The organism is Pseudomonas sp. S3_B08, from assembly GCF_054667725.1.
Map to the genome: position 1 here is coordinate 623,558 of NZ_CP162750.1, position 14,589 is coordinate 638,146.

At 58.8% G+C, this 14,589-nt stretch carries 11 protein-coding genes; 9 read left to right on the forward strand and 2 right to left on the reverse strand.

Annotation, left to right across the window (positions count from 1 at the left end):
- Positions 1 to 150: 150 nt before the first annotated feature.
- Positions 151 to 519 (forward strand): hypothetical protein, encoded by a 369-nt coding sequence (locus AB4N73_RS02965; RefSeq protein ID WP_150741304.1) that lies wholly within the window; start codon positions 151 to 153, stop codon positions 517 to 519.
- 120 nt (positions 520 to 639) lie between these two features.
- On the opposite strand, the gene AB4N73_RS02970 is transcribed toward AB4N73_RS02965, so the two are convergent.
- Positions 640 to 2,235, reverse strand: coding sequence for a glycoside hydrolase family 17 protein (locus AB4N73_RS02970; protein WP_460142903.1), 1,596 nt, complete (start codon positions 2,233 to 2,235; stop codon positions 640 to 642).
- Positions 2,236 to 2,532: 297 nt separating this feature from the next.
- Here AB4N73_RS02970 and AB4N73_RS02975 point away from each other — a divergent pair, with 297 nt between their 5' ends.
- From AB4N73_RS02975 to AB4N73_RS02985, 3 genes are all read left to right on the forward strand, one after another.
- Positions 2,533 to 3,384 carry a glycine betaine ABC transporter substrate-binding protein gene (locus AB4N73_RS02975; RefSeq protein ID WP_041479599.1) on the forward strand — a complete coding sequence of 284 codons (852 nt, stop codon included), beginning with the start codon at positions 2,533 to 2,535 and terminating at the stop codon, positions 3,382 to 3,384.
- A 241-nt stretch (positions 3,385 to 3,625) separates the two neighbouring features.
- Positions 3,626 to 3,937, forward strand: a complete 312-nt coding sequence (locus tag AB4N73_RS02980) for a DUF485 domain-containing protein (RefSeq protein ID WP_016771016.1) — start codon at positions 3,626 to 3,628, stop codon at positions 3,935 to 3,937.
- The gene (locus tag AB4N73_RS02985; protein WP_016771015.1) at positions 3,934 to 5,592 is read left to right on the forward strand and encodes a cation acetate symporter; all 1,659 of its coding nucleotides are present in this window, start codon (positions 3,934 to 3,936) and stop codon (positions 5,590 to 5,592) included. Before AB4N73_RS02980 ends, AB4N73_RS02985 begins: the two co-directional genes overlap by 4 nt.
- Before the next feature lie 1,023 nt (positions 5,593 to 6,615).
- Here the strand turns inward: AB4N73_RS02985 and gltA are convergent.
- Entirely contained in the window at positions 6,616 to 7,905 is a 1,290-nt protein-coding gene (gene gltA, locus AB4N73_RS02990) for a citrate synthase (protein ID WP_003222994.1), read from the reverse strand.
- 363 nt (positions 7,906 to 8,268) lie between these two features.
- Between gltA and sdhC the strand changes: the two genes are divergently transcribed.
- From sdhC to AB4N73_RS03015, 5 genes are all read left to right on the forward strand, one after another.
- Positions 8,269 to 8,643 carry a succinate dehydrogenase, cytochrome b556 subunit gene (sdhC, locus tag AB4N73_RS02995; RefSeq protein WP_016773673.1) on the forward strand — a complete coding sequence of 125 codons (375 nt, stop codon included), beginning with the start codon at positions 8,269 to 8,271 and terminating at the stop codon, positions 8,641 to 8,643.
- Positions 8,637 to 9,005, forward strand: a complete 369-nt coding sequence (gene sdhD, locus AB4N73_RS03000) for a succinate dehydrogenase, hydrophobic membrane anchor protein (RefSeq protein WP_008049683.1) — start codon at positions 8,637 to 8,639, stop codon at positions 9,003 to 9,005. The genes sdhC and sdhD overlap by 7 nt, the downstream gene beginning before the upstream one ends.
- 3 nt (positions 9,006 to 9,008) lie before the next feature.
- On the forward strand, positions 9,009 to 10,781 hold the full coding sequence (sdhA, locus tag AB4N73_RS03005; protein WP_024012149.1) for a succinate dehydrogenase flavoprotein subunit: 1,773 nt from the start codon (positions 9,009 to 9,011) through the stop codon (positions 10,779 to 10,781).
- An 11-nt stretch (positions 10,782 to 10,792) separates the two neighbouring features.
- Positions 10,793 to 11,497 carry a succinate dehydrogenase iron-sulfur subunit gene (locus tag AB4N73_RS03010; RefSeq protein WP_016773675.1) on the forward strand — a complete coding sequence of 235 codons (705 nt, stop codon included), beginning with the start codon at positions 10,793 to 10,795 and terminating at the stop codon, positions 11,495 to 11,497.
- Between the two features lie 251 nt (positions 11,498 to 11,748).
- A complete protein-coding gene (locus AB4N73_RS03015) occupies positions 11,749 to 14,580 on the forward strand; it encodes a 2-oxoglutarate dehydrogenase E1 component (RefSeq protein WP_041479560.1) in 2,832 nt (943 codons plus the stop codon).
- Positions 14,581 to 14,589: the final 9 nt, after the last annotated feature.

Genomic DNA, 14,589 nt, shown 5'->3' on the forward strand with positions numbered 1-14,589 from the left:
GCTGCGGCACCAAACAGGCGGAATTCGGGGTAATAGTAGCTGGACGATACACGTTGCAAGGGCTCGCTGAACAGTTAACAGTTGTTAGTGCTTGCGAATGCCGGTCGGCAGATTAAGCTGGCCGCCGATTTCCGCAGATTGGAGTGCTCCATGTCCCGCCGCTTGCCCGTTATTGTGCTGCTCGTTTTGTTGCCGCTGTGGCTGGCCGGCAGTTATGCCGCGCGCTATGGCTTCATGGAAGACGGGCAGTGGGTGGGCATCTGTGTCGACGACGCCGGCCGTTGGGAATGCGTGGTGCGGTCGAACCTGGGGCTGATGATTCATTTCAAGGTGCTGGGCTGGGCGGCGGTGGGCGCGGCGGTATTGGCGTTTGTATTGCCGGGACGGGCAGGGTGGTGGCTGGCGGTGCTGGCGCTGGTGTTCGGCCTGCCGGCGCTGGCGTTGTACAACACCACATTAGCGGTATTTGCGGTGGTGATTGCCGGATTGCGCCTGGTCCGCGAGTCCCGCAGCGCCTGACAGTCAGTCATCGCGGGCAAGCCCGCTCCCACAGGGATTGAGGTGAACACAACATTTGTGTGCAGCAGAAATCCTGTGGGAGCTGGCTTGCCAGCGATGGCGATTTCGAAAGCGCTGAAATCAGGCCTTGCGAACCCGCAGACAGCGCCACAACGCCACCACCATCAATCCACTGACCAGCGCCCAGCCCCACGCCTGCTGATTCAGCATCCCTTCCTGATACAACTGCGGTGCAATCCCCGCGCCAACGATAAAGGTCAGCAGAGCAACCTCCCGACGCGGCACGCTTACCGGGCGGCACAGGTAGACCAGCGCCGGGAGGACGAACGCCATGCTGGCGAAACTGCGATAGCGCGGGTCGAAGACCATTTCCAGCATCATCACCGCCGCGGCAAAACCGGCCACCGCGACCAGCCAGCCGGCGCGACGCTCGAGCAAATCGAATGCTCGCGCGCGCCAACCGCTGCGTGCGCTCAACGTCAGCGCGGCATGCGCGAGCACCAACAGATTCAACCCGGTCAGCAAGCCGACCCACAGCCATTCACCGGCAAACCGTGTGGTCAATCGAGCCAGATCGCCCCAGGCGCCAATCGAGCACGCTGCGACCGCGCCCAGCAGCGGTAGCAGCAACGCCGAACGAGTGGTGCGCACGCGTCCACCAAGGATCAGCGTGCCGAGGAAAATCAAAGCACCGACTGCCAGCCATTCTTTCCAGTACGGCACATTGCTCACCGGTCCGGCGAGCACGCCTTTGTCCTGCCGATCCGCATCGAACAGCCCCCAGTAGCCGCCGACCGCGCCTTCACTGCCGCGCTTCCACGGTTGATCGAAGGCTTCGATCAGGTTGTAACGCCAGCCTTCCTGCTCGGCCATCGCCACGAATCCACGAATGAATTTCGCCTCGTTGACCCGGCTCGGCACGGCGGTTTCGCGCTGGCGGCCTTCGCTGGGCCAACCGGTTTCGCCGATCATCACGTCCTTGGGCGCGAACTTGTTGCCGAACACCTGACGTACATCCGCCACATGCCGCAGCGCCACGTCGATATTCGACGGATCGTCTTCCCAGTACGGCAGCAGGTGGATGGTCAGAAAATCCACAGCCGGCGCGACTTCCGGGTGCTTGAGCCAGAATTCCCAAACATCGGCGTAGGTCACCGGTTGCTTGACCTGGCTTTTTACCTTGTTGATCAGCCGGGCCAGTTGCGCGCCAGTGACCTCTTTGCGCAGCAGCGCTTCGTTGCCGACGATTACGGCGGTGACCACGTCGGGGTTGGCATTGGCCGATTTGATCAGCAGGTCGACTTCCTGCTCGGTATCGACGGGGTTGCTATTGACCCAGGCGCCGATCATCAACTTCAGACCGTGCTTGCGCGCCAGATCGGGCAGGGCGTCGAGGCCGGTCATCGAGTAGGTGCGGATGCATTCAAAGCGCGTCGCCAGCAGCGCGAGGTCGGCGTCCATGCGCTCGGGGCGCAATTTGAACGGCACGTCGAACGGCGATTGGTCTTTGTCGAACGGTGTGTAGGAGGCGCATTGCAACTTGTGCGTCGGCGTCGCGGCGTCCGGCAGGATCACCGGTTGGCCGATGCCATACCAGAAACCGCCAAGGGCCAGGAGCCCGAGCAGGCAGGTGAACAGATAAGGCAGAAAAGGAAATCGGTACGTTGCGGACATGGTCAGGCCGAGTGGCTGCAAAGCGACGCATGTTACCTGCATTTATAGAAGGGCTGGTGGCTTGCAGGCGTTGTACATGCAAAGTTCGGGCGGATTGTCTGGCGTCAATTAATCGCGCTTGATTAATGGCTTTCTGATGTCGTTTCTCGCTGCCTTGAGGTCGCTGACAGAGCAGGTCGCCGGCCGCTTGAGGTTGATGATCAAACCATCAGTACCCTTTTTGAAAAATCGGCTGATGTTCGGTGTGTGAGGTCCGGCGTGATGGGGGCGCTGTGCACCATAACAATACGTTGACGATGCCCGGCATCCGTCGGGCGCAGCATTTCGGGGAAGTAAACGATGAAGATGCGACGACTTTTAGGCGCAGGTGCCGCTCTGGCGCTTGCGATGAGTTCCACTTTCGCCAACGCTGAAAAACAGACCCTGAACATCGGTTACGTTGACGGCTGGTCCGACAGCGTCGCGACCACCCACGTGGCGGCCGAAGTGATCAAACAGAAGCTCGGTTATGACGTGAAGCTGCAAGCCGTCGCCACCGGGATCATGTGGCAGGGCGTGGCCACCGGCAAACTCGATGCGATGCTCTCGGCCTGGCTGCCCGTGACCCACGGTGACTATTGGACGAAAAACAAGGATCAGGTCGTCGATTACGGCCCGAACTTCAAGGACGCGAAAATCGGCCTGATCGTGCCGGAGTACGTCAAAGCCAAATCGATCGAAGACCTGAAAACCGACGACACCTTCAAAAACCGTATTGTCGGCATCGACGCCGGTTCAGGCGTAATGCTCAAGACCGATCAGGCGATCAAGGATTACGGCCTGGACAAATACAGCCTCAAGGCCAGTTCCGGCGCCGGCATGATTGCCGAGCTGACCCGCGCCGAGAAGAAGAACGAATCCATCGCCGTCACCGGTTGGGTGCCGCACTGGATGTTCGCCAAGTGGAAACTGCGCTTCCTCGACGACCCGAAAGGCGTGTATGGCCAGGCTGAAACCGTGAACAGCATCGGCAGCAAAGGCCTGGACGCCAAGGCGCCGGAAGTGGCCAAATTCCTGAAAAACTTCCAGTGGGCCTCGAAAGACGAAATCGGCGAGGTCATGCTGGCGATTCAGGACGGCGCCAAGCCTGATGCAGCGGCCAAGGACTGGGTGGCCAAACACCCGGATCGTGTAGCTGACTGGACCAAATGATTTAAATCCCGCCGCACCCCTGTGGGAGCGAGCCTGCTCGCGAATGCAATCTGTCAGTTGATGCAATATCGACTGATACGACGCCTTCGCGAGCAGGCTCGCTCCCACAGTTGTTTTTGTGTGTGCTTGAAAATGGCCAGAACATCATGGCCATCTACTACTAAGGTCGTCTGGAACCTCTCTCGCAGCCGCATACATTAGCTACGTTCCAACAATAATTTGTGCTGCGAGGATAAAAACAATGAACGACAGCATTTACCTCTCGATTCAAAACAGTCCCCGATTCAAGGAGCTGGTTCAGAAACGGGAACGATTCGCCTGGATTCTCTCGGCAATCATGCTTGGGCTCTACTCCGCATTCATCCTGCTGATCGCATACGGGCCGCACGTGCTCGGGGCGAAACTCAGTCCTGAATCCTCGATCACCTGGGGCATCCCGATCGGTGTCGGTCTGATCATTTCAGCCTTCGTCCTGACCGGCATCTACGTGCGCCGCGCCAATGGCGAGTTCGACGACCTGAACAATGCGATTCTCAAGGAGGCTCAGCAATGATCCGGCGTCTACTGGCTTTATTGAGTGTTGCGGCTTTCGCGCCGAGTGTCTGGGCGGCTGACGCATTGACGGGGGAGGTGGCCAAACAGCCGCTGAACATCCCGGCGATCCTGATGTTCGTGGCCTTCGTCGGCGCGACTTTATACATCACCTACTGGGCTTCAAAGAAAAACAACTCGGCCGCCGACTACTACGCGGCGGGCGGCAAGATCACCGGTTTCCAGAACGGCCTGGCGATCGCTGGCGACTACATGTCGGCGGCGTCCTTCCTGGGGATTTCCGCACTGGTGTTCACCTCCGGCTACGACGGCCTGATCTACTCGATCGGCTTCCTCGTGGGCTGGCCGATCATTCTGTTCCTGATCGCCGAACGCCTGCGCAACCTGGGTAAATACACCTTTGCCGACGTGGCGTCGTACCGCCTCGGGCAAACCCAGATCCGCACCCTGTCCGCCTGCGGCTCGCTGGTGGTGGTGGCGTTCTACTTGATCGCGCAAATGGTCGGTGCCGGCAAGCTGATCCAGCTGCTGTTCGGCCTCGATTACCACGTAGCGGTGATCCTGGTCGGCGTGCTGATGTGCATGTACGTGCTGTTCGGCGGCATGCTCGCGACCACTTGGGTGCAGATCATCAAGGCAGTGCTGCTGCTGTCCGGTGCCTCGTTCATGGCGCTGATGGTGATGAAGCACGTGGGCTTCGACTTCAACACGCTGTTCTCCGAAGCGATCAAGGTGCACGCCAAGGGTGAGGCAATCATGAGCCCGGGCGGTCTGGTGAAGGATCCGATCTCGGCATTCTCGCTGGGTCTGGCGCTGATGTTCGGCACCGCTGGCCTGCCGCACATTCTGATGCGCTTCTTCACCGTGAGTGACGCAAAAGAAGCGCGCAAGAGCGTGCTGTACGCTACCGGTTTCATTGGCTACTTCTACATCCTGACTTTCATCATCGGCTTCGGCGCGATCCTGCTCGTCAGCACCAACCCGGCCTTTAAAGATGCAGCGGGCGCCTTGCTCGGCGGCAACAACATGGCGGCGGTGCACCTGGCCAACGCGGTGGGCGGCAGCATCTTCCTTGGCTTCATCTCGGCAGTGGCGTTCGCAACCATTCTGGCTGTGGTAGCCGGTCTGACGCTGGCGGGTGCTTCGGCGGTTTCTCACGACCTGTACGCCAGTGTGATCAAGAAGGGCAAGGCCAACGAGAAAGATGAGATTCGCGTGTCGAAGATCACCACCATCGCCCTGGCGGTGCTGGCGATTGGTCTGGGCATTCTGTTCGAAAGCCAGAACATTGCGTTCATGGTCGGCCTGGCGTTCTCGATTGCGGCGAGCTGCAACTTCCCTGTGCTGCTGCTTTCGATGTACTGGAAGAAGCTGACCACTCGTGGCGCGATGATTGGTGGCTGGCTGGGTCTGGTCAGTGCTGTTGGTCTGATGATCCTCGGCCCGACCATCTGGGTGCAGATTCTGCATCACGAGAAGGCGATCTTCCCTTACGAATATCCGGCGCTGTTCTCGATGATGATTGCGTTCATCGGGATCTGGTTCTTCTCGATCACTGACAAGTCGGCGGCTGCGGACAATGAGCGGGCGCTGTTCTTCCCGCAGTTTGTGCGTTCGCAGACCGGGTTGGGGGCGAGTGGGGCGGTTTCGCACTAAGAGATCAGTTGTAAGCTGCAAGCTTCAAGCTTCAAGAAAACGCCCTGGTTGAGAGATTGGGGCGTTTTTTTTGTGGGCGGTTATCGGTTGGTTTGGTGTGTATATCCGTTTTTTGCAGTGCTGCGGCTGGCGGTTTCGCCCTTACGGCGACTTACTTTTTTACAAGCGCCAAAAAAAGTAAGCAAAAAACGCTAGCTCCTGCGTTCGGCCCTCGCAGGCTCGGGTTCCTTCGCTGCGGGATCGATCCGGGCGCAGCGGCTCCGGTTTGCTTCGCTGCACCTCCTTCCGCTGTGTCTGGCTGCGCCAGACGGTCGCTGCGCTCCCACGCCCGGATCAATCCCTCCACTCAGCCTTCCGACGTCGCCCGTGGATCAAGATCAAAAGCACTCGAGCTAACGCTCATTGTTGAGTGGTTAGAAGCGTCGCATGGCTTGAGATTTTCGGTGGATTCGCCCCTCACCCCAGCCCTCTCCCCAGGGAGAGGGAGCCGATTTGTGTGGTGTTCAAAACCTGCATTCGACTCGGTATCGCAAGTCGGCGTGTTTCGCCCAAACACCTCGGTCAGTCCCCTCTCCCTCTGGGGAGAGGGCTAGGGTGAGGGGCTCTTGATCTGGCTTTGGCTTTTGCTTTTGATCTTTTGCCCCTTCGGCAGGCTTCGTTACGGGATCGATCCGGGGGTGGGAGCGTAGCGACCGTACGACGCAGTCGTACACAGCGAGTGTAGGTGCAGCGAAGCCAACCGGAGCCGCTGCGCCCGGATCGGTCCCGTAACGAAGGTACCCCGAGCCCTAGCGAGCGGGCCGTACGCCGGGGCAAAGCCTTTTGGGTTACCTTTTCGGCGTTTGGAAAAGGTGACTCGCTGTAAGAGCGAAACCGCCAGCGGCAGCACCCGCAGCAACGGATATGCCCCCAAAATCCAAGAACCAGTCGGCCCGAAGGCCGCTGAAACCACAAACAAAAACGGCCTCTATATAAGAGGCCGTTCCTGACACACCACTAAACCATCACAAAAAAGAAAAACCCTTATTTGCGATCTTCCAGCTTGGTAATGTCACGCGACTCGTAACCGGTGTACAGCTGGCGCGGACGGCCAATCTTGTACGGGCTCGAAAGCATTTCTTTCCAGTGCGAAATCCAGCCCACAGTACGCGCCAGGGCGAAAATCACCGTGAACATGCTGGTCGGAATGCCGATCGCCTTGAGGATGATCCCCGAGTAGAAGTCGACGTTCGGGTACAGCGAGCGCTCGATGAAGTACGGGTCGGTCAACGCGATCTCTTCCAGGCGCATGGCCAGTTCGAGTTGCGGATCGTTGTTGATGCCCAGTTCCTTCAGCACTTCGTCGCAGGTCTGCTTCATGACAGTCGCGCGAGGGTCGCGGTTCTTGTAGACGCGGTGACCGAAGCCCATCAACTTGAACGGATCGTTCTTGTCCTTGGCTTTGGCGATGAACTTGTCGATGTTCGACACATCGCCAATCTCGTCGAGCATGGTCAGCACGGCTTCGTTCGCACCGCCGTGGGCAGGACCCCACAGTGCGGCGATACCGGCAGCGATGCAGGCGAACGGGTTGGCACCCGAAGAGCCGGCCAGACGCACGGTGGAGGTCGAAGCGTTCTGCTCGTGGTCGGCGTGGAGGATGAAGATCCGGTCCATGGCCTTGGCGAGTACCGGGCTGATCGGTTTGATCTCGCACGGGGTGTTGAACATCATGTGCAGGAAGTTTTCCGCGTAAGTCAGATCGTTGCGCGGGTACATCATGGGTTGGCCCATGGAGTACTTGTAAACCATCGCTGCCAGGGTCGGCATCTTCGCAACCAGACGGATCGCGGAAATTTCGCGATGCTGCGGGTTATTGATGTCCAGGGAGTCGTGGTAGAAGGCCGAGAGGGCGCCGACTACACCGCACATGACGGCCATCGGGTGGGCGTCGCGACGGAAACCGTTGAAGAAGGTTTTCAGCTGCTCGTGAACCATGGTGTGGTTCTTCACGGTGCTGACGAACTGGGCCTTCTGTTCTGCGGTCGGCAATTCGCCGTTGAGCAGCAGGTAGCAGGTTTCCAGGTAGTCCGACTTTTCAGCCAGCTGTTCGATCGGGTAGCCGCGGTGCAACAAAATGCCGTTGTCGCCGTCGATATAGGTAATTTTCGATTCGCACGAAGCGGTCGACATGAAACCCGGGTCGAAAGTGAAGCGGCCCGTGGCCGTCAGGCCCCGAACATCGATTACATCGGGACCAACGGTGCCGGTTAAAATGGGCAGCTCGACGGGGGCTGCGCCCTCGATGATCAACTGCGCTTTTTTGTCAGCCATGTGGCCTCCTATTTATGCTTGAACCATCAGACAGACCCCCCACGCAGGGCCCGCACCACTATAGTGAGATAAATTCGAATGTCAATTTGCCTAAAGTCTTGCTCCAGAAGGCTTTAAGCCGACTTTTTCCTCGAAATTGCCTGCCATTTACGCCTTTTATGCAACTTGTGCAATCCGCTATTGGGGGTAGGTGAACGCGTTGTCATTAGTAGCCTAACTGTCTATACTCGGCCACCGACCGCCAAGGGCTTTTGGGCTTGCTTTCATTGGGGGTCGCATCCCTGGGTGGTGGTTACCTGACCAGTGCACTCCCCAACAACTTTGCCCTGATTGTTAGGGGCTCTTCAGTGTGAAAAAAAAGCCGTGAAAAGCCAACGACCTGTAAACCTAGACCTAAGGACCATCAAACTCCCAGTCACTGCTTACACGTCCATTCTTCACCGTATCTCCGGTGTCATCCTCTTCGTGTGCCTTGCCATCATGCTTTACGCATTGGACAAGTCGCTGAGCTCCGAGGAAGGCTTCGGTCAGGTGAAAGCGTGTCTGACCAGTCCGCTAGCCAAGCTAGTGATTTGGGGCATCCTGTCCGCTCTGCTGTATCACCTGGTAGCCGGTGTGCGCCACTTGATCATGGACATGGGCATCGGTGAGACGCTGGAAGGCGGCAAACTGGGCTCGAAAATCGTTATCGCCGTTTCCGTGGTGGTAATCGTTCTGGCAGGAGTCTGGATATGGTAACTAACGTCACTAACCTGTCGCGTTCGGGCCTCTATGACTGGATGGCACAGCGTGTGTCTGCGGTCGTTCTCGCGGCTTACTTCATCTTTCTGATCGGATACATCGTCGCCAACCCTGGCCTCGAGTATGCCCAGTGGCATGAACTGTTCGCTCACAACGGAATGCGTATTTTCAGCCTGCTGGCCCTTGTTGCTCTGGGCGCTCACGCCTGGGTCGGCATGTGGACCATCGCGACCGACTACCTGACGCCAATGGCGTTCGGCAAGTCCGCAACGGCGATACGTTTCCTTTTCCAGGCAGTATGCGGCGTTGCGATGTTCGCTTACTTCGTCTGGGGTGTGCAGATTCTCTGGGGTATCTGATTCATGGCTAACATTCCAACGATTTCTTTCGACGCCATCATTATTGGTGGTGGCGGTGCCGGCATGCGCGCTGCGCTGCAGCTGGCACAGGGCGGCCACAAGACTGCGGTGATCACCAAGGTTTTCCCGACCCGTTCGCACACCGTGTCCGCACAGGGCGGCATCACGTGCGCCATCGCTTCCGCCGACCCGAACGATGACTGGCGCTGGCACATGTACGATACCGTCAAGGGTTCCGACTACATCGGTGACCAGGACGCTATCGAATACATGTGTCAGGAAGGCCCGGCTGCCGTGTTCGAGCTGGACCACATGGGTCTGCCGTTCTCGCGTACCGAGCAAGGCCGCATCTACCAGCGTCCGTTCGGTGGCCAGTCCAAGGATTACGGCAAGGGCGGTCAGGCTGCACGTACCTGCGCTGCATCCGACCGTACCGGTCACGCGCTGCTGCACACCCTTTATCAGGGCAACCTGAAAGCCGGTACCACGTTCCTCAACGAGTACTACGCTGTTGATCTGGTGAAAAACCAGGAAGGCGAATTCGTTGGTGTGATCGCGATCTGCATCGAAACCGGCGAAACCTCCTACATCCGTGCCAAGGCCACCGTTCTGGCGACTGGCGGTGCAGGCCGTATCTACGCGTCCACCACCAACGCCCTGATCAACACCGGTGACGGCGTCGGCATGGCTCTGCGTGCTGGCGTGCCGGTACAAGACATCGAAATGTGGCAGTTCCACCCGACCGGCATTGCCGGCGCCGGTGTACTGGTTACCGAAGGTTGCCGTGGTGAAGGTGGTTACCTGATCAACAAGCACGGCGAGCGTTTCATGGAGCGTTATGCTCCGAACGCGAAAGACCTTGCAGGTCGTGACGTGGTTGCCCGTTCGATGGTCAAGGAAATCATCGCCGGCAACGGTTGCGGTCCGAATGGCGACCACGTAATGCTCAAGCTCGACCACCTGGGCGAGGAAGTGCTGCACAGCCGTCTGCCAGGCATCTGCGAACTGTCGAAGACTTTCGCCCACGTTGACCCGGTAGTTGCTCCGGTTCCGGTCGTGCCGACCTGCCACTACATGATGGGCGGCGTTGCCACCAACATTCATGGCCAGGCGATCACCCAGAACGCCGAAGGTCAGGACCAGATCATTCCTGGCCTGTTCGCGGTAGGCGAAGTGGCTTGCGTATCGGTACACGGTGCGAACCGTCTGGGCGGCAACTCGCTGCTCGACCTGGTGGTCTTCGGTCGCGCTGCCGGCCTGCACCTGGAAAAGGCGTTGACCGATGGCATCGAATACGACGACGCTACCGAGTCCGACATCGAAGCTGCATTGTCGCGTCTGAACGCGCTGAACAACCGTACCGACGGTGAAGACGTTGCCACCCTGCGTCGCGAGCTGCAAAGCTGCATGCAGAACTACTTCGGTGTATTCCGTACCGGCGAATACATGCAGAAGGGCATCGCTCAGCTGGCCGATCTGCGCAAGCGTATCGCCAACGTGAAGATCAACGACAAGTCGCAAGCGTTCAACACTGCACGTATCGAAGCGCTGGAACTGCAGAACCTGCTGGAAGTGGCTGAAGCTACCGCCATCGCGGCCGAAGTACGTAAAGAGTCCCGCGGCGCTCACGCCCGTGAAGACTTCGAAGACCGTGATGACGAAAACTGGCTGTGCCACACCCTGTACTTCCCGGGTGACAAGCGCGTCACCAAGCGTGCCGTGAACTTCTCGCCGAAGACTGTTCCGACTTTCGAACCTAAAGTCCGGACTTATTAAGGGTGACCGCCATGTTGCAAGTCAGTGTTTATCGCTACAACCCTGATCAGGACGCCGCGCCGTTCATGCAGGATTTCCAGGTCGATACCGGTGGTAAAGACCTGATGGTGCTGGACGTGCTGGCCCTGATCAAAGAGCAGGACGAAGGTTTCTCCTATCGTCGCTCCTGCCGTGAAGGCGTCTGCGGCTCCGACGGCATGAACATCAACGGCAAGAACGGTCTGGCCTGCATCACGCCGCTGTCTGCCGTTGTAAAAGGCAACAAGCTGATCGTTCGTCCACTGCCAGGTTTGCCGGTTATCCGTGACCTGGTCGTCGATATGAGCATCTTCTACAAGCAATACGAGAAGGTGAAGCCTTACCTGCAGAACGACACGCCGGCTCCGGCCATCGAGCGTCTGCAGTCGCCAGAAGAGCGCGAAAAGCTCGACGGTCTGTACGAGTGCATCCTGTGCGCCTGCTGCTCGACCTCTTGCCCGTCCTTCTGGTGGAACCCGGACAAGTTCCTGGGTCCTGCTGCGCTGCTGCAAGCCTACCGCTTCCTGGCAGACAGCCGCGACACCAAGACCAGCGAGCGTCTGGCTTCACTTGACGACCCGTTCAGCGTTTTCCGCTGCCGGGGCATCATGAACTGCGTCAACGTATGTCCGAAAGGCCTGAACCCGACTAAGGCCATCGGTCACATCCGTAACATGCTGCTTTCGAGCGGCGTGTGATTCAGCTGCTGTAACCGTTGCACCGTAGAGGCTGTGGCGCGGGCTTCAACCCGCGTCATGGCTATAACCAGAGCCGTAGCCATAAGCTGCAGCTCTTCTTTTGAAGAAATGAGACAAGCAGGGGCATCCGGGCTGGTACCCGGACTATCAGTGTGATCCTAGGTGGCTTGTTTTAGTCGCTGCATTCGGACTTCTGCAAGTTTGCTCGGTGTCGACACCGATGGTGTTCCCCTAACCGAGGGTGACCAAGCATGCAAGAAAGCGTGATGCAGCGCATGTGGAACAGCGCCTACCTTTCAGGTGGAAACGCTGCCTATGTGGAAGAGCTTTATGAGCTCTACCTGCACGACCCTAACGCTGTGCCAGAAGAGTGGCGCACCTACTTTCAGAAGTTGCCAGCCGACGGCAACTCTGCCACTGATGTTTCGCACTCGACGATTCGCGATCATTTCGTGCTGCTGGCAAAGAACCAGCGCCGCGCCCAACCGGTTTCCGCCGGCAGCGTGAGCAGTGAGCACGAGAAGAAGCAAGTTGAAGTGCTGCGATTGATCCAGGCCTACCGTATGCGTGGCCACCAGGCAGCCCAGCTTGACCCGCTGGGGCTGTGGCAGCGTCCTGCACCTGCAGACCTGTCGATCAATCATTACGGCTTGACCAATGCCGATCTTGATACGACCTTCCGTGCCGGCGACCTGTTCATCGGCAAAGAGGAAGCGAGCCTACGCGAAATTCACGAAGCGTTGCAGCAGACATATTGCCGCACCATCGGCGCTGAATTTACGCACATCACCGATTCCGAGCAGCGCCAGTGGTTCCAGCAGCGTCTGGAAAGCGTGCGTGGCCGTCCGACGTACTCCGCCGACATCAAGAGCCACCTGCTTGAGCGCGTGACTGCCGGTGAAGGCCTGGAAAAATACCTGGGCACCAAATACCCGGGCACCAAGCGTTTCGGTCTGGAAGGCGGCGAAAGCCTGATTCCGATGCTCGACGAACTGATCCAGCGTTCCGGCTCGTACGGCACCAAGGAAGTCGTCATCGGCATGGCCCACCGTGGCCGTCTGAACGTGCTGGTCAACACCTTCGGCAAGAACCCGCGCGAGCTGTTCGACGAGTTCGAAGGCAAGAAGAAGGTCGAGCTGGGTTCCGGTGACGTTAAATACCACCAGGGCTTCTCGTCCAACGTGATGACCACCGGCGGTGAAGTTCACCTCGCCATGGCGTTCAACCCGTCCCACCTGGAAATCGTTTCCCCGGTGGTCGAAGGTTCGGTGCGCGCCCGTCAGGACCGTCGCAACGACCTGACCGGTGAGAAGGTACTGCCGATCTCCATCCACGGTGACGCGGCATTTGCCGGTCAGGGCGTGGTCATGGAAACCTTCCAGATGTCGCAGACCCGCGGTTTCAAGACCGGCGGTACCGTGCACATCGTGATCAACAACCAGGTCGGTTTCACCATCAGCAACCCGCTGGACTCGCGCTCCACCGAGTACGCCACCGACGTTGCCAAGATGATCCAGGCGCCGATCCTCCATGTGAATGGCGATGATCCGGAAGCCGTGCTGTTCGTGACCCAATTGGCCATCGACTACCGCATGCAGTTCAAGCGTGACGTGGTGATCGATCTGGTCTGCTACCGTCGTCGCGGCCACAACGAGGCCGACGAGCCAAGCGGCACCCAGCCACTGATGTATCAGCAGATCACCAAGCAGCGCACCACCCGTGAGCTGTACGCTGATCGCCTGACTCAGGCCGGTGTGCTTGACGCTGAACGCGTTCAGGCCAAGGTCGACGAATACCGCAACGCGCTGGACAACGGTCTGCACGTAGTGAAATCGCTGGTCAAAGAGCCGAACAAAGAGCTGTTCGTCGACTGGCGTCCGTACCTGGGCCACGCCTGGACTGCGCGTCACGACACGCGTTTCGATCTCAAGACCCTGCAAGAGCTGTCCGCCAAGCTGCTGGAAATTCCGGAAGGCTTCGTTGTTCAGCGCCAGGTCGCGAAGATCTACGAAGACCGTCAGAAGATGCAAGCCGGCGGCCTGCCGATCAACTGGGGTTACGCTGAAACCATGGCGTACGCGACCCTCGCGTTCGAAGGTCACCCGATCCGCATGACCGGTCAGGACATCGGCCGCGGTACGTTCTCGCACCGTCACGCTGTGTTGCACAACCAGAAAGACGCGGGCACCTACATTCCGCTGCAGAACCTGTACGACGGTCAGCCACGTTTCGACCTGTACGACTCGTTCCTCTCGGAAGAAGCCGTACTGGCATTCGAATACGGTTACTCGACCACCACGCCAAACGCGCTGGTGATCTGGGAAGCCCAGTTCGGCGACTTCGCCAACGGTGCTCAGGTCGTGATCGACCAGTTCATCACCAGCGGCGAGCACAAGTGGGGCCGTCTCTGCGGTCTGACCATGCTGCTGCCACACGGTTACGAAGGCCAAGGCCCTGAGCACAGCTCGGCTCGTCTTGAGCGTTACCTGCAGCTGTGCGCCGAGCACAACATTCAGGTGTGCATGCCGACCACGCCAGCGCAGATCTACCACTTGCTGCGTCGTCAGGTGATCCGTCCGCTGCGCAAGCCGCTGGTCGTGCTGACGCCGAAGTCGCTGCTGCGCCACAAGCTGGCCATCTCGACGCTGGAAGATCTGGCCGAAGGTTCGTTCCAGACCGTGATCCCGGAAATCGATGCACTGGACCCGAAAAAGGTCGAGCGCGTGGTTCTGTGCAGCGGCAAGGTCTACTACGACCTGCTGGAAAAACGCCGTGCCGAAGGCCGCGAAGATATCGCCATCGTGCGTATCGAGCAGCTGTATCCGTTCCCTGAGGACGACTTGAAAGAAGTCCTGGCTCCATATACCAACGTCAAACACGCCGTCTGGTGTCAGGAAGAGCCGATGAACCAGGGTGCCTGGTACTGCAGCCAGCATCACTTGCGTCGCAGCATCGCCAACCTCGACAAGACTCTCGTACTTGAGTACGCGGGCCGTGAGGCTTCGGCTGCGCCAGCTTGTGGTTACGCATCGATGCACGCCGAGCAGCAGGAAAAACTGCTGCAAGATGCTTTCACTGTTTAACGCCTTCGC

Coding starts and splice junctions, on each gene's coding strand:
- AB4N73_RS02965 (WP_150741304.1), top strand. CDS start 151: ATGTCCCGCCGCTTGCCCGTTATTGTGCTGCTCGTTTTGTTGCCGCTG.
- gltA (WP_003222994.1), bottom strand. CDS start 7,905: ATGGCTGACAAAAAAGCGCAGTTGATCATCGAGGGCGCAGCCCCCGTC.
- sdhD (WP_008049683.1), top strand. CDS start 8,637: ATGGTAACTAACGTCACTAACCTGTCGCGTTCGGGCCTCTATGACTGG.
- AB4N73_RS02970 (WP_460142903.1), bottom strand. CDS start 2,235: ATGCAGGTAACATGCGTCGCTTTGCAGCCACTCGGCCTGACCATGTCC.
- AB4N73_RS02980 (WP_016771016.1), top strand. CDS start 3,626: ATGAACGACAGCATTTACCTCTCGATTCAAAACAGTCCCCGATTCAAG.
- AB4N73_RS03010 (WP_016773675.1), top strand. CDS start 10,793: ATGTTGCAAGTCAGTGTTTATCGCTACAACCCTGATCAGGACGCCGCG.
- sdhA (WP_024012149.1), top strand. CDS start 9,009: ATGGCTAACATTCCAACGATTTCTTTCGACGCCATCATTATTGGTGGT.
- AB4N73_RS02985 (WP_016771015.1), top strand. CDS start 3,934: ATGATCCGGCGTCTACTGGCTTTATTGAGTGTTGCGGCTTTCGCGCCG.
- AB4N73_RS03015 (WP_041479560.1), top strand. CDS start 11,749: ATGCAAGAAAGCGTGATGCAGCGCATGTGGAACAGCGCCTACCTTTCA.
- AB4N73_RS02975 (WP_041479599.1), top strand. CDS start 2,533: ATGAAGATGCGACGACTTTTAGGCGCAGGTGCCGCTCTGGCGCTTGCG.